This is a genomic window from Gemmatimonadales bacterium, assembly GCA_035502185.1.
Classification (GTDB): domain Bacteria; phylum Gemmatimonadota; class Gemmatimonadetes; order Gemmatimonadales; family JACORV01; genus Fen-1245.
The window spans coordinates 40481-58814 of record DATJUT010000063.1 but is presented as its reverse complement, the minus strand read 5'-3'; the positions used below and the strand labels follow the sequence as shown (position 1 = coordinate 58814).

The window sequence follows — 18334 nt, the reverse complement described above, 5'->3', positions numbered from 1 at the left end:
ACGATCCTAGTTCGACCATTCCCGGTCTATGCACTCGTTGGTGAGGCGAGGCAAACCCTAACCTCGGCCAATATGCTCCTCGCCGGAGGGGAGTGTCAAGGAACGGTAACGGGCGGTGTCCCCTCCCGGGGACGCCCCCCGACGGTGGCGGAACGGCGCGGCGTTTCCCGCTTCTCCCGCGTCCCGGTCCGCCCTTCACCGCCGTCTCGCTCCGACGGTCTCCCCCGAAAAAGCGCCCTATGTTAGCGCGCGGTCGGCGGCGCCGCTAGGGTGTGCCTCCGGCTCCCCGCCACCCGCCGTGCCCGCAGGTCTACACGTCGAGTGCGACGATCGACTGCTGCGGCTCCGACGGCGTCACCTGCGGGCCGCCCTCGCGCAGGTAGACGTTGATCTCGCTCCGCACGCCGAAGCGCCCCGGGAGGTAGATCCCGGGCTCGATCGAGAAGCCGACCCCCGCCAGCAGCCGGCGGTCGTCGTGCGTCTCGTAGTTGTCGAGGTGCGGACCGGAGCCGTGGAGCTCGCGGTCGATCGAATGACCCGTCCGGTGCACGAAATGCGCGGCATGGCCGGCCGCGGCGATGACGCCGCGCGCGACGTCGTCGAGGTCCGCGCCGGTGACCGGCCAGCCCTCGCGCCACTTGTCGGTCAGCACCGCGACGGTCTGGTCCCGCGCGTCGCGGACCACGTCGAACACGCGGGCCACCTCGCCGGGGGGGGCGCCGCCCACGTACGCCATCCAGGTCTGGTCGGCGTACACCGTGTCGATCGCGGTGCCGGCCCACAGGTCGAGCAGCAGCACGCCCCCGCGCTCGATCACCGTGTCGGACATCGCCGTCGGGTCGTGGTGCGGGTTGGCGGCGTGTTCGCCCGCCGCGACGATCGGCGGCTCGTTGGTCATGAGGCCGCTCTGCTCGAAGGCCGCCATCACCCAGCGCTGGAGCCCCTGCTCGGTGGGCGCCGGGCCGTGCGCGTACCAGGCCCTGACCTGCTCGAAGGCGGCCAGGGCGATCTCCCGCAGCTGCTCCGCGGCCTTGAGGTGGTTCGCCAGCTCCTCGGCCGTCCAGCGGGCGGCGAGCGCCGTCACGAGCTCGGAGCTGGACACGACGTCGGCGCCCGCGGCGCGCAGCAGCTCCACGACGCCGGCGGGGATGCGGTCGAGGTACGGCACCGCGTCCTTGCCGGAGTACTCGATGGCCAGCCGCTTGCCCGCCACCAGGCGCGTCAGCTCCTGCTCCAGCTCCCGCCACGCCGCGTAGGTCCGGACCTCGCCGGGAAACCCGGCGATCCGGTGCTGCTCGATCTTGTGCGCGACGGCCACCGGCTTGCCCGCGGCCGGCAGGAGGACGAACAGCCGCCGGGTGGCGAGTCCGCCGAGCCCGAGCACGCGCGTCGCCACCGGGTTCATGCCGTGGAAGTCGAACAGCAGCCAGCCATCGAGCTTCAGGCCGGCCAGCATCTTGCGGACCTGGGCCAGGACCTCGGGGGTCAGATAGTCGTCGACGCTCACAACGTCCTCCGTGACAGGGCGGTCGAGCGCCACTCGCAGCGCGCGTCCCCGCGCGCACGGCACGCCGCGTGGTGCATCCCGCCGTCGAAGTCGGCCAGCTGGCGCAGCAGCTCGGCGAGGGCCGCCGCGTAGAAGGCGCACGCGGCCCCGTCGGGAGTCGCGTGCACCGAAACCGGGTCCGGGATCGTGGCCACGGCGCTCCGGCCGGCGCGCGCGAGGCTCGCGCCGAGGACGTCGCCGGCGCACCGCCGCGCCGCCCGGAACCCCACCACCCGGCGCATGAAGGACGGCAGGTGGCGCGCGGCCCAGCGGATGGGCGGCGCGAGCCGCGCCACCGCGCGCCGCGCCGCACGGCGGCCGCCGTCCGCGAAAACCAGCGTGGCGTCGGTGCGGCGGCCCGCCAGCCGGAGGATCTGCTCGAACTCTTCGTGCGAGACACCCTGGTCACGCCGCACCACCACTTCGTACCTGGCGATCTGCGCCGCGACGGTGTCCGACAGCCCCAGGCGCTTCTGCAGGTGCTCCGCCACGTACTCGGCGGCGTCCTCGTCGCGTGGGGAGTCGAGGTGCCGCATCGCCTCGAGCACGGCGAGCGGGAGGATGCTGTGAGCGAGAAACCGGTGGCGCTTCGTCACGGCGGCGAGGGCCAAGATACTGTCGCCCCCTCCCCGATTCCACCGCGGCGTTGCGCCGCGCGGCCGCGCCCGGCTAACTAGGGGCCGTGACGAAGTGGCTCTCGCCCGGCGGGACGCTCGCCGCCCTCGCCGTCGGCGTCGCCGTGACGCTCGGGGCGGGCGGGGCCGGCCTGGCCCTGCTGCTCGCGTTCTTCCTCTCCTCCAGCCTGCTCACGCCGGGCGGTGGCCGGCGACGCGCGGTCCAAGTGGCCGCAAACGGGGGCGTCGCCGCGGCGGCTGCCCTGGTTGCACGCGTGCACCCGGCGTGGACCGCCGCCTTCGCCGGCGCCCTGGCGGCCGCCGCCGCCGACACCTGGTCCACCGAAATCGGCGGCCGCAGCCGGCGGCCGCCGCGCCTCGTCACCACCGGCCGGGTGGTCGCACCGGGCACGTCGGGCGGCGTCACCTGGCTCGGAACCGGCGGCGGGGTCGCGGGCGCGACGTTCATCGCCGCCGCTGCGGCGCTCCTGGGGCTGGTGCGGCCCGCCACCGCCGCAGCAGTCGGCATCGGCGGCGTCTCCGGGGGCCTGGTCGACTCGCTGCTCGGCGCGCTGGCCCAGGCCCGCTTCCGCTGCCCCGCGTGCGGCACCACGGGCGAGGGGCGGACCCCACACTGCGGCGAGCCGATGGTCTTCGTCTCCGGACTCCGCTGGATGACCAACGACACGGTGAACTTCGCCGCCACCCTCGTGGGCGCGCTGGTCGCGGTTCTTTCCACCGGCTCCGGTGTAGCAGTTCCACCCTAGTTTCGAGGCTCATTCCATCACTGCCGAAGCCGTCACCACGCCGGTCGCCATCACCCCGGGCGGCCCGGGCAACCGCCCGCGGGTCCTGGTGGTGAACACCAACCGCGAACGGTCGCCGCAGCCGTGCGTCCCCAACGGGATGGCGGCGGTCGCGGGCTCGCTGGAGCGCTCCGGGTGGGCCGTGGCCGCACTCGACCTCTGCTTCGCGCGCTCGAGCGAGGGCGCGCTGCGCTCCGCGCTCGGCGACGTCCGGCCCGACGTCGTGGCCTTCTCGGTCCGCAACATCGACAACTCGGACCTGGTCGCCACGGAGCACTACGTGCCCGCGGCAGCTCGCCTGGTCGAGATCGTGCGACGCGAGGCGACGGCACCGGTCGTGGGCGGCGGCGCCGCGTTCGGCGTCGCGCCGCTGGGCCTGGTGGCGGCGCTCGACCTCGACGCGGGCGTCGCCGGCGACGGCGAGGCCGTGGCGCCGCGGCTGTGCGAGACGGTGGCCGCGGGCCGCGCCGGCGCCCCGCTGCCGGGGGTGGCCTGGCGCGGCGCCGTTCGGCTCGTGCCGCCGGCGCCGCCGGCCGACCTGGACGCGCTGCCGCCGTACGAGCCGTGGCGCTGGACCGACCTGGCGCGCTACGTGCGCCACGGGGCGACGGTGCCCGTCCAGACCAAGCGCGGCTGCGTGTTCGGCTGCGTCTACTGCACCTACCTCAACGTCGAAGGCAAGGGCTACCGGCTGCGGAGCCCGCGGGCCGTGGTGGAGGAGATCGAAGCCCTGGCGCGGCACGGCGTGCGCCGGGTGGACTTCGTGGACTCCACCTTCAACAGCCCGCTGCACCATGCCGTCGCGGTCGCCGAGGAGCTGGCGCGCGCACGGACCGGCGTCGGGGTGGACACGACGAACTTCACGCCCGCCGTCTCGTCGCCCGAGCTGTTCGCCGCGATGCGCCGTGCGGGATTCCGCTGGATCGGCATCACCGCCGAGAGCGCGTCCGACCCCGTGCTGGAGCGCCTCGACAAGGGGTTCGACGCCGCCCGCCTGCGCGCCTGCGCCGCTCGCGCGCAGCAGGCGGGGATCCGCGTGCTGTGGATCTTCCTCGCCGGCGGTCCCGGCGAGACGCCCGGCACGCTCGAGGAGACGCTGCGGTTCGCGGCCGAGCGCCTGGCGCGGGGCGACGCCGTCTACCTGACCGTGGGGCTGCGCATCTACCCGGGCACCCGGCTCGCGGCCATCGCGGCCGCGGAGGGCCTGGTGGCCTCGGACGATCCGCTGCTCGCGCCGCGCTTCTACCTGTCGCCCGCCCTGCCGCTCGGCCCCGCGCTGGCGCGCCTGCGCGCATTCGCCGCCGCCCACCCGCGGTTCCTGTTCTCGGCCGACAGCCGCAACCCGGCGCTGCCGCGGCTGGTGCGGCTCGCCAGCCTGCTGGGCCTGCCGCGCCCGCACTGGCGCTACCTGCACCTGTTCCGCCGCCTCGCGGGCGCGCGGGCCTAGGGTGCGCGACCTGCTGGTCGTGGGGGGCGGACCGGCGGGCGCGGCGACCGCAGCCTGGGCCGCGCGGGCCGGCCTCGACGTGCTGCTGGCCGAGCGGCACGTCTTCCCGCGCGAGAAGGCGTGTTCCGAGTACCTCAGCCCGGAGGCGACGCGGGACCTGGACGCGCTCGGCGTGCTGGACGCGCTCGAGGCGGGCGGTGCCGCACGGCTCACCGGGATGCGGATCGTGGCCGACGACGGCTCGGAGGTCCTGGGCCGGTTCCCGACGGCGCCCGGGCTCCGTCCCTACCGGCCGTACGGGATCGCCCTGCCGCGCTCGCGGCTCGACGCCGCCGTGCTCGGCGCCGCGGCGCGCGCGGGGGCGGGCGTGCTCGAGGGCGTCGCGGTCGAGCAGCTCGTGGTCGAGGACGGGGTCGTGTGCGGCGCCGTGCTTCGGCGCGGCGACCGCCGCTGGGAGGAGCGCAGCCGGGCCCTCGTCGGGGCCGACGGGCTGCACTCGCGGGTCGCGACGCGGCTGGGACTGTCCCGTCGCCGCGGCCCGCGGCGCCTCGCGCTCGTGGCGCACCTCGCCGACGTGGACGGGATGGCCGACTACGGCGAGATGTTCGTGCGCCGCGGCCGCTACGTGGGACTGGCGCCGATCGGCGGCGGCCTGGTGAACGCGGCGGCGGTGGTGCCCGCGGGTGAGGCCGGCGCGATCGCGCGGGACCCGGCCGCGTTCCTCCGTGCGGAGCTGGGTGCCTTTCCCGAGCTGCGGCGGCGCCTGGCCCGCGCGCGGGAGGTGCGGGAGACGATGGCGGCGGGCCCGTTCGCGCGCAGCTCCCGCCGCGCGGTCGCGGACGGCGCCCTGCTCGTGGGCGACGCCGCGGACTTCTTCGATCCCTTCACCGGCGAGGGGATCTTCGCGGCGCTGCGGGGCGGCCGGCTCGCCGCCGAGGCCCTCGCCGCCGCGCTCGCGGCGGGCGCGGCCACGCGCGCGGCGTTGCGCCCGTACCGCCGGGCGAGGCGCCGCACCTTCCTCGGCAAGTGGGCGTTCGAGCGGGTGGCCGCGCTCTCGGCCACGCGGCCGGCCCTGATGCGGCGCTTCGCGCGCCACCTGGCACAGCGACCCGCGGTCGCCGACCTGTGGGTCGGCGTGGCCGGCGATTACGTCTCGCCCGGCGCCCTCCTCGCCCCCCGGGCCCTCGCCGCGCTTATCCTATAGGTAGCGGGATTGCACCGCGGCCCCTTCCATAACTGCGTACCGGGACGACGCCCATGCCGCTCGACGAAGCCGCCTTTCGCCGTACCATGAGCCAGCTGGCGACCGGGGTGACGGTCGTGACCGTGCGGGTGGCGAGGGGACGCGCCGTCGGGATGACGGCCAGCTCCGTGACCTCGCTGTCGCTCGCCCCCCCGATGCTGCTGGTGTGCGTCGGCCGCGACTCCGAGATCCACGACGTGCTGCTCGAGGCCGAGCGGTTCGGCGTGAACGTGCTGGGGGCCGACCAGATCGAGCTCGCGCGCCGCTTCGCGGACCGGGATCGCCAGCTGCTCGAGGAGCGCGAGCTGGTGGCCTCGCCGGGGGGCGCTCCCCTCATCCCGCACTCGCTGGCGCGCATCGAGTGCCGGCGCCGGGGCCAGCTCGATGGCGGCGACCACACCATCGTCACCGGAACGCTGGAGTGGTCGGAGGTGAGCGAGGGAAGACCGTTGTGCTATTTCGGCGGCCGGTACGCCGAGCTGGCCCGGTGAGGGACGCGTCACGCGAGTGGCACGGCGCCGCCCGCCGCTCCGAGCTGCTGGACGATCCGGCGGCCGACGGCGCCACCGTGCTCGCCTCGCTCCGGGACGTGGCGCGCGCCAATCGCTTCCTCGGCGGCACCGCCGCCGTGCTGCGGAGGCTGGACGAGCTGCTCCGCCCCGTGCCGGCGGGCGCGGCGCTCACCCTGCTGGACGTGGGCACCGGCGCCGGCGACATCCCGCGCGCCGCGCGCGCGCGCGCGGCCCGCTTCGGGCTCGGCCTGCGCCTGCTGGCGGTGGAGCGTCACCCGGCGGCGGCACGGCACGCCGCGGCCGGCGGAGACGTGACGGCTCTGCTCGCGGACGCGGCGGCGCTCCCGCTGGCCTCCCGGTCGGTGGACCTGGTGCTCTGCTCGCAGCTGCTGCACCACTACCGGGGCCCCGCGCTGACCGCGATCGTCGCCGAGCTCGGGCGGGTGGCCCGGCTCGGCGTCGTCATCGCCGAGCTCGTCCCGAGCCGGATCGCCGCGCTCGGCCTGTGGCTCGCCTCCTATCCGCTCGGCTTCCGGCCGGTGAGCCGGCGCGACGGGGTGACGAGCGTGCTGAGAGGCTTCACCGGGCCGGCGCTTCGGCAGGCGTGCACGGATGCCGGGGTGGACGCGGAGGTGCGCCTCCATCCCCTGTTCCGGGTCACGGCCGCCTGGAGCGAGCGTGCTGGCGGCGGCGCGGGGCGGGCCGGCCGATGATTCAGGTGGACCGGCGCGAGGTGCGCGCCCCGCTCGCGCGCGTGTTCGACTGCGCGGCCGACGTGGAGCGCTGGCCCGAGTGGCTCGAGCACTACCGCTGGGTGCGCTTCCTGGAGCGTCGCGCCGACGGCGGCGTGGTGGAGATGGCGGCGTGGCGGCGGTTCGGCCCGGTGCGCTGGCCGACGTGGTGGGTGTCCGAGATGCGCATCGATCCCGACGCGCCCGTGGTGCGCTACCGTCACGTGCGCGGCATCACCCGCGGCATGGACGTGGAGTGGAGCTTCGTTCCCGGCGCCGGGGACGGCGTCGCGGTGACCATCACCCACCGCTGGGGCGGGCCGCCGTGGCCGCTGGTGGGGCGGGCCGCGGCGGGTCTCGTGATCGGCCCGGTGTTCATTCACGCCATCGCCCGCCGCACCCTGGCGGGCATCGGCCGCGTGGCCGAGCGCGGAGGCGCGCCGTGAGCGAATCGAGACGCGTGGTGGTAACCGGCGTCGGCTGCGTGACGCCCATCGGGACCGGGGCCGACGGACTGTGGGACGGGCTCCGGGCGCGCCGCTCGGCCGTGCGCACCATCACGCGCTTCGACCCGACCCCGTTCCGCAGCCGCATCGCCGCCGAGATCCCCGACTTCCGCCCGCTCGACTTCCTCGAGCAGCGCCGGGCCCGCCGCCTCGACCGATTCTCGCAGCTGGCGGTGGTGGCGGCCCGCCTCGCGCTCGCCGACGCCGCGCTGGTCCTCGAGCGCGAGGACCGGGACCGCGTGGGCGCGAGCATGGGCTCGGCGCTCGGGGGCGTGGGGTACGCCGAGCAGCAGTTCGCCGCGTTCACCGGCGGCGGGATCCGGGAAGTGGACCCGATGCTGGCGCTGTCGGTGTTCGCGGGCGCGGCGAGCTGCAACATCGCGATCGAGCTGGGCGTGACCGGCCCGAATTCGACCAACGCGATGAGCTGCGCGTCGGGCACCATCGCGGTGGGCGACGCGTTCCGCGCGATCCAGGGCGGGCGCGCCGACGTGATGCTGGCCGGCGGCGCCGAGGCACCGCTGGCGCCGCTGTGCTACGGCGCCTTCGCGGTCATCCGCGCCATGAGCACGCGCAACGAGGAGCCGGCCGAGGCCTGCCGCCCGTTCGACGCGGCGCGCGACGGCTTCGTGATGGGCGAGGGCTCGGCCGTGCTGGTGCTCGAGGAGCGGGGCCGCGCGCTGGCGCGCGGCGCACCGCTGCTGTGCGAGGTGCTCGGCACGGCGGTCACCAACGACGCCTTCCACATGACGGCGCCGCGCCCCGACGGCCGCGAGGCGGCGCGCTGCATCGGCCTCGCGCTGGCGGATGCCGGGGTGGCGCCGCACGAGGTGGACTACGTCAACGCGCACGGCTCGTCGACGCCGCTCAACGACAAGACCGAGACCCTGGCGATCCGCGACGCCTTCGGCGACCACGCCGGGCGGCTGGCGGTGAGCGGCACCAAGGCCTACTACGGCCATCCGCTGGGCGCCTCCGGCGCGATCGAGGCGGGGCTGACCGCCCTGGCGCTGGCGCGCGGATGGCTGCCGCCGACCCTCAACCTCCGCGACCGCGATCCCGAGTGCGACCTGGACTACCTCGCCGGCTCAGGAGCGGAACGCGGCGCGGAGGTGGCGGTGTCCAACTCGTTCGGCTTCGGCGGCATCAATGCGGCGCTGGTGCTCCGGCGCGCCAGCTGAGCGCTTGCGCGTGCGGGAGCGCCCCGGTCATATTGGCGCCGCCGCGCAGTTTCACCACCCACTACGATGCGAGGGACCGAGATGCGCCAGACCCTGCGTCCGCTGATCGCGGAGTTCATCGGCGTCTTCATGCTGACGTTCATCGGCGGCGGGGCGGTGATCGTCAACGCGTACCGGGACGGCACCCTGGGCACGGGCGGCATCGCGGCGGCGTACGGCCTCGCGCTCGCCGTCGCCGTCACGGTGACCATGAGCATCTCGGGCGGCCACATCAACCCCGCCGTCACGGTGGGCCTGTGGTCGGTCGGCCGCATCGACGGCCGAAAGGCCGGCCTGTACGTCGTGGCCCAGCTGCTCGGCGCGATCTTCGCGGCGCTGGTCCTCAAGGGCCTGTTCCCCGCCGGTGCCGCCGAGGTGCAGTACTACGGCGCGCTCAAGCTCGGCCCGGATACCGGACTGCTCGCCGCGATCCTCATCGAGGCGGTGCTCACCTTCTTCCTGGCGCTGGCCGTGATGGGGACCGTGGTGGACCCGGCGGCGCCGAAGGTCGGCGGCTTCGGGATCGGGCTGACGCTGTGGATGTGCGTGCTGGTGGGCGGCCAGCTCACGGGGGCCGCGCTCAATCCGGCGCGCGCCTTCGGGCCGGCGCTCGTTGCCGGTTACTGGCTCGGCCAAATCGCCTACTGGATCGGGCCCATCCTCGGGGCCGTCGTCGCGATGCAGGTCTACGAGAGGTTTCTGCTCAGGAAGGACGCCGCCTAGCCGCGGCGGCTCCGGCGCCCGGCCGGGCGGGCGCCGCGCGGCCCGCGCCGCCTAGCCGGGCGCGGCGTTCAGCGCCACCAGCACGACGTGCAGCCGCCGCTCGTAGCCCTGGAGCGTCTGCACGATCGGATTGCCGATGACCCGCACGTCCCGCCGCATCCCCTTGGCCGGCGCCGAACCCCGCGCCAGCCGCGACAGCCGCGCGGCGCAACCGGCGGCCGTGCGGCTCACCGCCGGTAATCCGACCCGATAGCCGTCGAACGCCGTCTGCACGTTGGGCTGGAAGGCGCAGTGGCGGCACACCTTCCGCACCGCGACGGTCGCCGTCGAGTCCAGGCCCCGGCACGCCCGGCGCAGGTAGTCTCCCATGCTGAGCACCTCGGCATCGGTGCTGTTGAACACCGCCCGCCGGTACACGTCGAGCGCGCTGCGCACGTCGGCCACGCCCTTCGCCACGACGGCGATCGCCGACCGGCTGGTGTCGAAAGCGGCACGGCGCACCTGGAGCGCGCGCTCCCTCGCCGTGGTGGGCTGCTGCAGCGCGGACGCGAATGCGAGCATCGCCAGGATGGACATGGGCGGAACAGTCGAAACGCGGCGGCCGGGAGTCAAGGGCGCTCGGCGCGCCTCGCCCGCGCCGACGGGAAGCTCAGCGGCCCCGGCTCCTCCACAACAACCAGGCGCTGTACGACAGGTAGATGACGGCGGCGGCGACGTACGCCGCGATCATGTAGCCGCCGTTGGCGGGAGGCATCAGGACTCCGCCTGGCTCTGCGCCTGCGCGTCCCGGAGGCGGGCCCACGAGTAGCGGCGGACCAGCAGGGCGACGAAGAAGATCGTGAACACCGTGAACGACAGCAGCAGGGTGAGCAGCATCGAGCCGGGGAGCTGCGGCCGCGAGGTCTGCAGCACCACCGGCTTGGGGTGGAGGGTCCGGAACAGCAGCACGCTGACGTGGATGAACGGCACCAGCAGGGCGCCGAGAATGCCGAGCACCGCCGAATAGCGGGCCCGCCGTCCCGGCTCGTCCACCGCTCCCCGCAGCACCAGGTAGCCGAGGCAGATGAACCACAGGAACAGCGTGAGCGTGAGCCGCGCGTCCCAGGTCCACCACGCGCCCCAGATGGTCTTGCCCCAGATCGGCCCGGTCACCAGCACGGTGGTGAGGAAGACGGTGCCCACCTCCGCCGACGAGGCGGCCAGCAGATCGAGGCGCGCGTCCTTGAGGAACAGGTACAGCAGGCTGCACACACCGACGATGCCGCAGGCCAGGAACGCCACCCATGCGCTCGGCGCGTGGATGTAGAAGATCTTCTGCGCCAGACCCTGGGTGGCCTCCTCGGGCGTGAAGACCAGCGCCCGCACGTACACGCCGGCCACCAGCACCAGGGCCACGGCCATCCACGCGCCGCTCCGGCGCAGGGCGCGCTCGGCCGCGGGGATCGCGGTCATTCCTCGACCGTCGTTTCGAACACGAGGGTGCAGATCACGAAGAAGGTGATGTCGTAGGCCGTCAGCAATTTAAGCCAGGGCGCCCACTCGGCGAAAGGACGGGCCGCGAAGATCTTCGCGCTCATCGAGGCGGCCGCGCTCACCGGGGTCACCAGGAACGGCAGCACCAGCACCAGCAGCATCATCTCGCCGAAGCGGGTGTTCACCGCCATCGAGCTCATCAGCGTGCCGACCGTCACGAAGCCGATCGTGGCCAGGGCGATCACCAGCACCAGCGGCCCGAGCACGCCCAGGAGCGGCACGTTGAAGAACAGCGCGAACAGCGGCAGCGCGATGGCCTCGACGGCCCCGACGAACACCAGGTTCGCCGCGGTCTTGCCCAGGAACAGCGCGGTGCGGCTCGCGGGCGACAGCAGCAGGCCGTCGATCGCCCGGTTCTCCTTCTCGAGGCTGAACGCGCGATTCAGCGCGAGCACGCCCGCGAACGAGAAGGTGATCCACAGGATGCTGGGGGCGAGATCGATGGTCGCGACCGCCGTCGGGTCGCGGGCGAAGTTGAAGATCGCCAGGACCAGCGCCGTGAAGACCAGAGCCGACAGGAAGGCGGTGCGGCTGCGGAACTCGAGCAGCTGGTCCTTGGCGGCGATGGCCCAGGCCTGGGCCAGCAGGCTACGCATCGCGCGAGGTGGCCTCGGCGTAGCGCGCGCGGTAGGCGGCCAGGTCGCCGTCCCGCGCGCCGAGCGACACGAACCTCCCCGCCACCTGGATCGCCACGTGCGACGCCAGCTCGAGCCCCTCGTCGATGTTGTGGGTCACCAGAACCATGGTGCGGTGCTCGGCCCGCAGCCGGGCCAGCAGCGCGCGCAGCGTCGCCGCCGCGCGCTGGTCGAGCCCGCTGAACGGCTCGTCGAGCAGCATCACGTCCGGATCGTGGAGCAGGGCCCGCGCGATGGCGAGCCGCTGCACCATCCCGCGGCTGAACGTCCCCACCAGGTCGCCAGCCCTGACCTCCAGCCCCACGCCCGCCAGCGCGCGCGCCACCGCGGCCCGCGGCTCGGCGAGCGAGTAGAGCCGCGCGTAGAACCGGAGGTTCTCCGCTGCGGTCAGTCCGTCGTACAGCAGGGAGTGATGCGAGATCAGCCCGACGCGGCGCCGATGGGCGGCGTCGCCCCTGACCAGCCGGGCGCCGCCGAAGCTCACGCCGCCGGCGTCCGGCTTCAGCAGGCCGGCGAGCACCCGGAGCAGCGTCGTCTTGCCGGCCCCGTTGGGGCCGAACACCGCCAGCGACTCGCCCGCGCGCAGGGCGAAGTCCACACCCCTGAGGGCCCGCACGTGGCCGAAACGCTTCGCGAGCCCGGCGACCTCCAGCAGCGGCGCGGCGCCGTCAGCCGTCGCCGGCACCGGAATCCGCGGGCAATCGTGTCCGGAGCCGCATCGTGGAGCGCAAATATACTCCTGCGCCCGGTCACGAGCAGCGCGCCACCGCCCGCCCGCTCAGCGCCCCGGCGGCTCGAACTCGAAGCGATCCTCCAACCGGGTCAGCGCGAGGAGGAACCGCAGCTCCTCCGATGCGCCTCGCAGGCACACCGTCCAGCGGCGCTCGGCCGCGTGCTCGCGCACCAGCACCAGCGTGCCCAGGCCGGCGCTGTCCACCTTCCTGGTCCGCTCCAGATCCACCACGATCCGCCGGCTCCCGACGGGCCCGGTCGCCGGATACCTGGACACGGCGGCCAGCGCCTTGCGCCGGAAGGCACGGCGTGATGCGCGGTCGAGGACCGCGGGTGCGCGCACGAGGAGCTCGCTCACGCCACAGCAGAGATGGAGGATTAGTGCCGCGGTGGCGATCTTCTGCCATCTTCATTCGGACAAACGACTTAGGGTGTGATCAGACCGCCAGTTGGGACGCTCTTGCCTGTTGCGGTTCGCAACACTGCTGGACAATGCCATCACCCCGCCTGCACTCCGGGCCGCAGGGGGAAACGCTGAGGGCCCGGGCGGTCGGCCCGGGCCCCCACGCTTCGGCCGGTTCTGGCGACTCAGATCTTGGTGACGTTCGCGGCCTGCAGTCCCTTGGGCCCCTCCCGGACCTCGAACTCCACCTTGTCGTTCTCCTTGAGGGACTTGAATCCCTCCGCCTGAATCGCCGAGTAGTGGACGAAGACGTCCGGGCCACCCTCCCGCTCGATGAACCCGAACCCCTTGGCATCGTTGAACCACTTGACCCGGCCGGTGATGCGAGACATACCTAACTCCTCTGACGGGTGGCGCGAATCACGAATCCCATGCCGCCTGCGAGGAGCGCAGGCTGTCTGAGATCCGTAAATGAGCGCCATACCATAAGACTTTTCCTCCTTTAAGCGCAAGAGTCGTAGACACTTCGGCCCAGAGGCCCAGAAAGGGAGCCCCTGAAATGACGGACGTCCTTCGCATCGACACGTTGCTCGAGGAAACCCGGGTATTCCCGCCGGCGGAGTCGTTCCGAGCCGAGGCGAACTGCTCCAGTCCAACGCTCTACGATTCGGCCTCGCGGGACCCCGAAGGATTCTGGGCGTCGCATGCCGAGCAGCTCGTGTGGTCGCGGCACTGGGACCGGGTCCTGGACTGGGAGCCGCCGCACGCCAAGTGGTTCGTCGGGGGCGAGCTCAACGCGTCGGTCAACTGCCTCGACCGGCACGTGGCGACCGCGCGGCGCAACCAGGCGGCGCTGATCTGGGAGGGCGAGCCCGGGGAGAAGCGCACGATCACCTACTGGGAGCTGTACCGCCAGGTCAACAAGTTCGCCAACGTGCTGAAGAAGCTCGGCGTGCGACGCGGCGACCGGGTGGCGATCTACATGCCGATGATCCCCGAAGTCGTGGTCGCGATGCTCGCCTGCGCGCGCATCGGGGCGCCGCACTCGGTGGTGTTCGGCGGCTTCAGCGCCGAGAGCCTGCGCGACCGGATCAACGACGCCGGGGCGGTGCTGCTGGTCACGGCCGACGGCGGCTTCCGGCGCGGCCAGGTCGTGCCCCTCAAGCGCGCGGCCGACCAGGCCGTCGAGCACTGCCCGACGATCCGGCACGTGGTGGTCTACCAGCGACGGCTCGGCGCCGCCGGCGACGAGGCCTTCGTCCACATGCAGGAGGGCCGGGACCACTGGTGGCACCGGCTGATGCAGGACGTGGCGCCGTACTGCGAGCCGGAGCGGATGGACGCCGAGGACGTGCTGTTCATCCTCTACACCAGCGGCACGACCGGCAAGCCGAAGGGGATCGTCCACACCACCGGCGGCTACCTCACCCAGGTGACGGCGACCACCAAGCTGGTCTTCGACCTCAAGGGCCACGACGTGTTCTGGTGCACCGCGGACGTGGGCTGGGTGACGGGCCACTCCTACGTGGTGTACGGACCGCTGGCGCTGGGGGCGACGCAGGTGATCTACGAGGGCGCGCCGGACTGGCCGGAGCGCGACCGCATCTGGGAGATCGTGGAGCGCTACGGCGTCACGGTGTTCTACACGGCGCCCACCGCCATCCGGGCGTTCATGAAGTGGGGGGCCGAGCTGCCGGCGCGGCACGACCTGTCGACCCTGCGGCTCCTGGGCACGGTGGGCGAGCCGATCAATCCCGAGGCGTGGATGTGGTACCACCACAACATCGGCGGCCAGCGCTGTCCGATCGTGGACACCTGGTGGCAGACCGAGACCGGCGGCATCATGATCACACCGCTGCCCGGCGTGGTCGCGACCAAGCCGGGCTCGGCCACCCGCGCGTTTCCCGGCGTGAGCGCGGAGGTGGTGGACGGCGGTGGCGCGCGGGTCGAAGTGGGCGGCGGTTTCCTGGCGCTGACGGCGCCGTGGCCCGGGATGCTGCGCACCATCTGGGGAGACGACGACCGCTACCGCGAGATCTACTGGTCGAAATGGCCGGGGATGTACTTCGCGGGCGACGGCGCGAAGCGGGACGAGGACGGCTACTTCTGGCTGCTGGGCCGCGTGGACGACGTGCTGAACGTCGCCGGCCATCGCATCGGCACGATGGAAGTCGAGAGCGCGCTGGTGGACCACCCGGCCGTGGCGGAGGCGGCCGTGGTGGGCAAGCACCACGAGCTCAAGGGGCAGGCGGTCGCCGCGTTCGTCACGCTCAAGTCCGGCTTCGAGCCGCACGACGAGCTGAAGGACGACCTGAAGGAGCACGTGGTGACGAAGATCGGCGCGATCGCCCGGCCGGACGACGTCCTGTTCACGGCCGACCTGCCGAAGACGCGCAGCGGCAAGATCATGCGGCGGCTGCTCAGGGACATCGCGGAGGGACGCGCCCTGGGCGACACGACCACGCTCGCCGATCCGGCGGTGGTGCAGAAGCTCAAGAACGACTACGAGGAAGGCGAGGCCTGACGGTGTTTCAGACGATCGTGGTGACCACGGACTTCTCGGCCAACAGCGCGGTGGCGGTCAAGCCCGCGATCGAGCTGGCGCGCCGGTTCGGCGGCCGCATCGTCCTGGTGCACGCGCTGGAGGGCGCGAGTCCCGACCCCCAGGTGGTGGCCGTGGACCTCGCGGCCCTGGCGGCGATGACCCGCGAGCAGCTCCAGGAGTTCGGTGCCCGGGAGATCGGCCGGGAGGTTCCGTGGGCCGCGGAGGTGGTGTACGGCCCCCCCTACCTCGCCATCACCGACGCGGCCGCCCAGCACCACGCGGACCTGATCGTGGTCGCCACGCACGGCCGGACCGGCCTGTTGCACCTGCTGCTGGGCAGCGTGGCCGAGCGCGTCGCGCGCACGGCCGCGTGCCCGGTGCTCACCGTCAGGGTGCCGGGCTAGCCTTCGCCAGCGCCGCCGCCGACACCACGAAGATCGCCACGATCACCAGCCCCGAGACGCTGCACCACAGGCAGACGGCGTGGATGACGAACAGCTCCAGCGCCAGCAGGTAGAGGGAGAACAGCACCCCGAGGGCCGCGAGCGCCGCGAGCCAGCGCGTCGCCTGCGGCAGCGACGCCTGATCCTCCCGCAGCCCGTACAGCGCGACCGCCAGCAGTACGACGTAGCCCGCCACGCCGTAGGCGGCGACCGGAAGGCCGAGCAGGGTCGCGTAGCGGCTGGTATTGACGCGCTCGCAGCCGCCGCTCCCCACGCACTTGAGCGTGCCCACCAGCCCGAGCTTGTAGAGCAGCAGGTAGGCCGACACCAGCAGGCCCACCAGGGCGAGGGCCGCCGCCGCCATCCGATGCCGCATCGCTCCCCCTAGCGGCGTCGGGTCGAAGCCGGCCCCCGCGCGGCCGCCGCGACCGAGTCCACGATCCGGGTGAGGTCGTCGAAAGCCGGCGTGTACGACAGTGCGCGTCCGTTGACGTACACGGTGGGAGTGCCGTTGACCCCGAGCTTCTCGCCCGTGCAGCGGTTCGCCTCGATGGTCGGCCAGTGCCGCCGCTGGGTGAGGCAGACCTGGAAGCTGTCGGGATTCAGGCCCACCGCGCGCGCGTAGGCCAGGAACTTCCGCTCCGGACGCTGGTCGGCGAACCAGTCGTCCTGGTGGTCGTACAGCGCGTACTCCATCTCCCAGAACCTGCCCTGATCCGCGCCGCACGCCGCCGCCACGTGGGCCAGCGGCGAGTTGACGTGCTGCTGCAGCGGAAAGTCCATGAACTGCCAGCGGAGCTTGCCGGTCGGAATCAGCCGCTGCTGGACGTCGGGCATCGTGAGAATGGCGAACCGGGCGCACGACGGGCACTCGAAGTCCGCGTACTCGGTGATCTGCACCGGCGCCGTGTCGGGGCCGAGCGCCTGGCCCGCGGCCGGCACGCCGCCCAGCGGCGGCCCGCCGCAGTCGGCGATCACCAGCGGCGCCCCGGGGCCGCTCGTCGCGGCGCGCACGATCAACGCGATGCCCGCCACGGCGATCACGCCGAGCAGCAGGTAGAACCGCTTCACCGACCGTCCGGCTTCCGCCATGGATCCTCCTCTTCGCCTCCGGGTTCGGCCTCCGGCGACCACCCGCGCGTGGCCTCGTTCACGATTCGCCGGTGCTCCGCCACCTCGGGCGTGTCGAACGTCTGCCGCACCTCGTAGCGGAACAGCTCGGAGCGGATGTCCCCCATCGCGCGCAGCAGCGCCGACGACTCCCCGAGCAGGCCGCCCCGGCGGTCGAGGTCGATGATGCGCAAAGCCAGGGCCCGCAGCATCTCGACCAGCTGCTCGGCGCGCCGGGGATCGTAGGTGTCGTCGGGGGTCATCCCGGGTCTATCATACCCAGGCCACGCACGGTCGCCAACTCGCACCGCGGCGCGCCACGCCCTATCATCCAGCGTGCCCAGGCCGGCGCCATCCTCCCCGTACCTCGCCTCGCCCCGCGCTCTCCTCGAGCTGGCCCGGATCGCCGCCGCCCCGCTGCGCTACGGCCATGCCGTGCGCATCCATCGCGACGGCGCGCGGGCCTTTCCCGCGATGCTGGCGGGCATCCGCGCGGCCCGGAACAGCGTCAGCTTCGAGAACTTCATCGTCGCCGACGACCAGACGGGCCGGGAGTTCGCCACGGGACTCGAGCAGGCGCGGCGGCGCGGGGCCCGCGTGCGCGTGCTCTACGACCCCATCGGCACGCTGATGGTACGGGGCGGCTCGATGGCGCGGCGGCTCAAGGACGCGGCCGTCGAGGCCCGCGCGTTCCGCCCCCTTTCCCCGCTGGCCCCCTGGAGCTGGCTCCGGCTGCGTCACCGCGACCACCGCAAACTGCTGGTGTGCGACGACGTGATCGCCTTCGTGGGCGGCATCTGCATCGCCGACCACTGGGCTCCCTCCGCCCTCGGCGGCGCCGGCTGGCGCGACACGGCGATCTCGGTGCGCGGTCCTGCAGTGGCCGACTTCCAGCTCGCCTTCGAGCGGATGTGGCGCCGGGCCCGCGAGGAGCCCGCCTCCACGGCGCGGCAGGAGCCGACGCCGCGCGAGACGGGGGAGGCGGCCGTGGTGGTGGTCGGCGACCGCCCCGGCCTGGGGCGCGTGGGAGCGATCTACCGGTGGCTCGCCGACCACGCCGAGGAGACGATCGAGCTGACCGACGCCTACTTCGTCGCCCCGCGCGAGGTGCTCGACGCGCTGATCCGCGCCGCGCGCCGCGGGGTCCGCGTCCGCCTGCTCGTGCCGGGCCGCAACAACCACCCGGTGGCCGGCCTGGCGGCCCGGCGCATCTACCAGCCGTTGCTCGACGCGGGGGCGGAGATCCACGAGTGGACGGGCGTGATGCTCCACGCGAAGACCGCGGTCGTGGACGGCCTCGTGACCCTGGTCGGCTCGAGCAACCTGGACCCGCTGTCCCTGCGCCGCAACTTCGAGCTCAACGCCCTCGTGGCCGATCCCCAGACGGGAACCCGGATGAGGGACCTGTTCACCTCCGATCTGACCCAGGCGGCACGGGTCTTGCCTGATGAATGGCGACGGCGGCCGCTCCATGCCAAGGCGGCGGAAGCCGCCGCCAGGATGTTCGCCGATCTGCTGTGAGTTTGCCCGAGCCTCGGCGGCCCCTTATATTTTTCGCACGACGGCGGGATGTCCCGCCCGAATG

General features: G+C 73.4%; 22 protein-coding genes. 11 read left to right on the top strand and 11 right to left on the bottom strand.

Features of this window, described 5'->3' with window-relative positions; genetic code table 11:
- Positions 1-310 precede the first annotated feature (310 nt).
- Together VMF70_08555 and VMF70_08550 are read right to left on the bottom strand one after the other, a co-directional pair.
- Positions 311-1507: a M24 family metallopeptidase gene (locus VMF70_08555; GenBank protein HTT68065.1), complete on the bottom strand. Its 1197-nt coding sequence runs from the start codon at positions 1505-1507 to the stop codon at positions 311-313.
- A complete protein-coding gene (locus tag VMF70_08550) occupies positions 1504-2142 on the bottom strand; it encodes a hypothetical protein (protein ID HTT68064.1) in 639 nt (212 codons plus the stop codon). The genes VMF70_08555 and VMF70_08550 overlap by 4 nt, the downstream gene beginning before the upstream one ends.
- Positions 2143-2228: 86 nt before the next feature.
- Here VMF70_08550 and VMF70_08545 point away from each other — a divergent pair, with 86 nt between their 5' ends.
- The 8 genes from VMF70_08545 to VMF70_08510 all read left to right on the top strand — a co-directional run bounded on the left by VMF70_08545 (position 2229) and on the right by VMF70_08510 (position 9348).
- A complete protein-coding gene (locus VMF70_08545; GenBank protein HTT68063.1) occupies positions 2229-2927 on the top strand; it encodes a DUF92 domain-containing protein in 699 nt (232 codons plus the stop codon).
- Between the two features lie 91 nt (positions 2928-3018).
- Positions 3019-4413, top strand: a complete 1395-nt coding sequence (locus VMF70_08540) for a radical SAM protein (GenBank protein ID HTT68062.1) — start codon at positions 3019-3021, stop codon at positions 4411-4413.
- 1 nt (position 4414) lies between these two features.
- Positions 4415-5617, top strand: a complete 1203-nt coding sequence (locus VMF70_08535) for an FAD-dependent monooxygenase (GenBank protein ID HTT68061.1) — start codon at positions 4415-4417, stop codon at positions 5615-5617.
- 53 nt (positions 5618-5670) lie between these two features.
- Complete coding sequence (locus tag VMF70_08530; protein ID HTT68060.1) at positions 5671-6147, top strand: flavin reductase family protein; 477 nt, start codon at positions 5671-5673, stop codon at positions 6145-6147.
- On the top strand, positions 6144-6881 hold the full coding sequence (locus tag VMF70_08525) for a methyltransferase domain-containing protein (protein HTT68059.1): 738 nt from the start codon (positions 6144-6146) through the stop codon (positions 6879-6881). Before VMF70_08530 ends, VMF70_08525 begins: the two co-directional genes overlap by 4 nt.
- Positions 6878-7345: an SRPBCC family protein gene (locus VMF70_08520; protein HTT68058.1), complete on the top strand. Its 468-nt coding sequence runs from the start codon at positions 6878-6880 to the stop codon at positions 7343-7345. The genes VMF70_08525 and VMF70_08520 overlap by 4 nt, the downstream gene beginning before the upstream one ends.
- The gene (fabF, locus tag VMF70_08515; protein HTT68057.1) at positions 7342-8586 is read left to right on the top strand and encodes a beta-ketoacyl-ACP synthase II; all 1245 of its coding nucleotides are present in this window, start codon (positions 7342-7344) and stop codon (positions 8584-8586) included. The genes VMF70_08520 and fabF overlap by 4 nt, the downstream gene beginning before the upstream one ends.
- Positions 8587-8667: 81 nt before the next feature.
- Positions 8668-9348 carry an aquaporin gene (locus VMF70_08510; protein HTT68056.1) on the top strand — a complete coding sequence of 227 codons (681 nt, stop codon included), beginning with the start codon at positions 8668-8670 and terminating at the stop codon, positions 9346-9348.
- A 51-nt stretch (positions 9349-9399) separates the two neighbouring features.
- Here VMF70_08510 and VMF70_08505 read toward each other — a convergent pair whose 3' ends face one another.
- The 6 genes from VMF70_08505 to VMF70_08480 form a co-directional block, all read right to left on the bottom strand.
- On the bottom strand, positions 9400-9924 hold the full coding sequence (locus VMF70_08505; GenBank protein HTT68055.1) for a hypothetical protein: 525 nt from the start codon (positions 9922-9924) through the stop codon (positions 9400-9402).
- Between the two features lie 177 nt (positions 9925-10101).
- Positions 10102-10800 carry a cytochrome c biogenesis protein CcsA gene (gene ccsA / locus VMF70_08500; GenBank protein ID HTT68054.1) on the bottom strand — a complete coding sequence of 233 codons (699 nt, stop codon included), beginning with the start codon at positions 10798-10800 and terminating at the stop codon, positions 10102-10104.
- Positions 10797-11477: a heme exporter protein CcmB gene (locus VMF70_08495; GenBank protein ID HTT68053.1), complete on the bottom strand. Its 681-nt coding sequence runs from the start codon at positions 11475-11477 to the stop codon at positions 10797-10799. The genes ccsA and VMF70_08495 overlap by 4 nt, the downstream gene beginning before the upstream one ends.
- Positions 11470-12201 carry a heme ABC exporter ATP-binding protein CcmA gene (gene ccmA, locus VMF70_08490; protein ID HTT68052.1) on the bottom strand — a complete coding sequence of 244 codons (732 nt, stop codon included), beginning with the start codon at positions 12199-12201 and terminating at the stop codon, positions 11470-11472. The genes VMF70_08495 and ccmA overlap by 8 nt, the downstream gene beginning before the upstream one ends.
- Before the next feature lie 93 nt (positions 12202-12294).
- Entirely contained in the window at positions 12295-12606 is a 312-nt protein-coding gene (locus tag VMF70_08485) for an STAS domain-containing protein (protein HTT68051.1), read from the bottom strand.
- 230 nt (positions 12607-12836) lie between these two features.
- Positions 12837-13043 carry a cold-shock protein gene (locus tag VMF70_08480; protein ID HTT68050.1) on the bottom strand — a complete coding sequence of 69 codons (207 nt, stop codon included), beginning with the start codon at positions 13041-13043 and terminating at the stop codon, positions 12837-12839.
- 167 nt (positions 13044-13210) lie between these two features.
- Here VMF70_08480 and acs point away from each other — a divergent pair, with 167 nt between their 5' ends.
- Together acs and VMF70_08470 are read left to right on the top strand one after the other, a co-directional pair.
- Complete coding sequence (acs, locus tag VMF70_08475) at positions 13211-15175, top strand: acetate--CoA ligase (GenBank protein ID HTT68049.1); 1965 nt, start codon at positions 13211-13213, stop codon at positions 15173-15175.
- A 2-nt stretch (positions 15176-15177) separates the two neighbouring features.
- Complete coding sequence (locus tag VMF70_08470) at positions 15178-15600, top strand: universal stress protein (GenBank protein HTT68048.1); 423 nt, start codon at positions 15178-15180, stop codon at positions 15598-15600.
- On the opposite strand, the gene VMF70_08465 is transcribed toward VMF70_08470, so the two are convergent.
- From VMF70_08465 to VMF70_08455, 3 genes are read right to left on the bottom strand one after another with little or no spacing between them, the layout of a single operon-like run.
- A complete protein-coding gene (locus tag VMF70_08465) occupies positions 15584-16015 on the bottom strand; it encodes a vitamin K epoxide reductase family protein (GenBank protein HTT68047.1) in 432 nt (143 codons plus the stop codon). The genes VMF70_08470 and VMF70_08465 overlap by 17 nt on opposite strands.
- Before the next feature lie 8 nt (positions 16016-16023).
- Entirely contained in the window at positions 16024-16731 is a 708-nt protein-coding gene (locus VMF70_08460) for a thioredoxin domain-containing protein (protein ID HTT68046.1), read from the bottom strand.
- Positions 16707-17012: a hypothetical protein gene (locus VMF70_08455; protein HTT68045.1), complete on the bottom strand. Its 306-nt coding sequence runs from the start codon at positions 17010-17012 to the stop codon at positions 16707-16709. Before VMF70_08455 ends, VMF70_08460 begins: the two co-directional genes overlap by 25 nt.
- Before the next feature lie 73 nt (positions 17013-17085).
- On the opposite strand from VMF70_08455, the gene VMF70_08450 reads away from it, so the two are divergent.
- Positions 17086-18270, top strand: coding sequence for a phospholipase D-like domain-containing protein (locus VMF70_08450; GenBank protein ID HTT68044.1), 1185 nt, complete (start codon positions 17086-17088; stop codon positions 18268-18270).
- Positions 18271-18334: the final 64 nt, after the last annotated feature.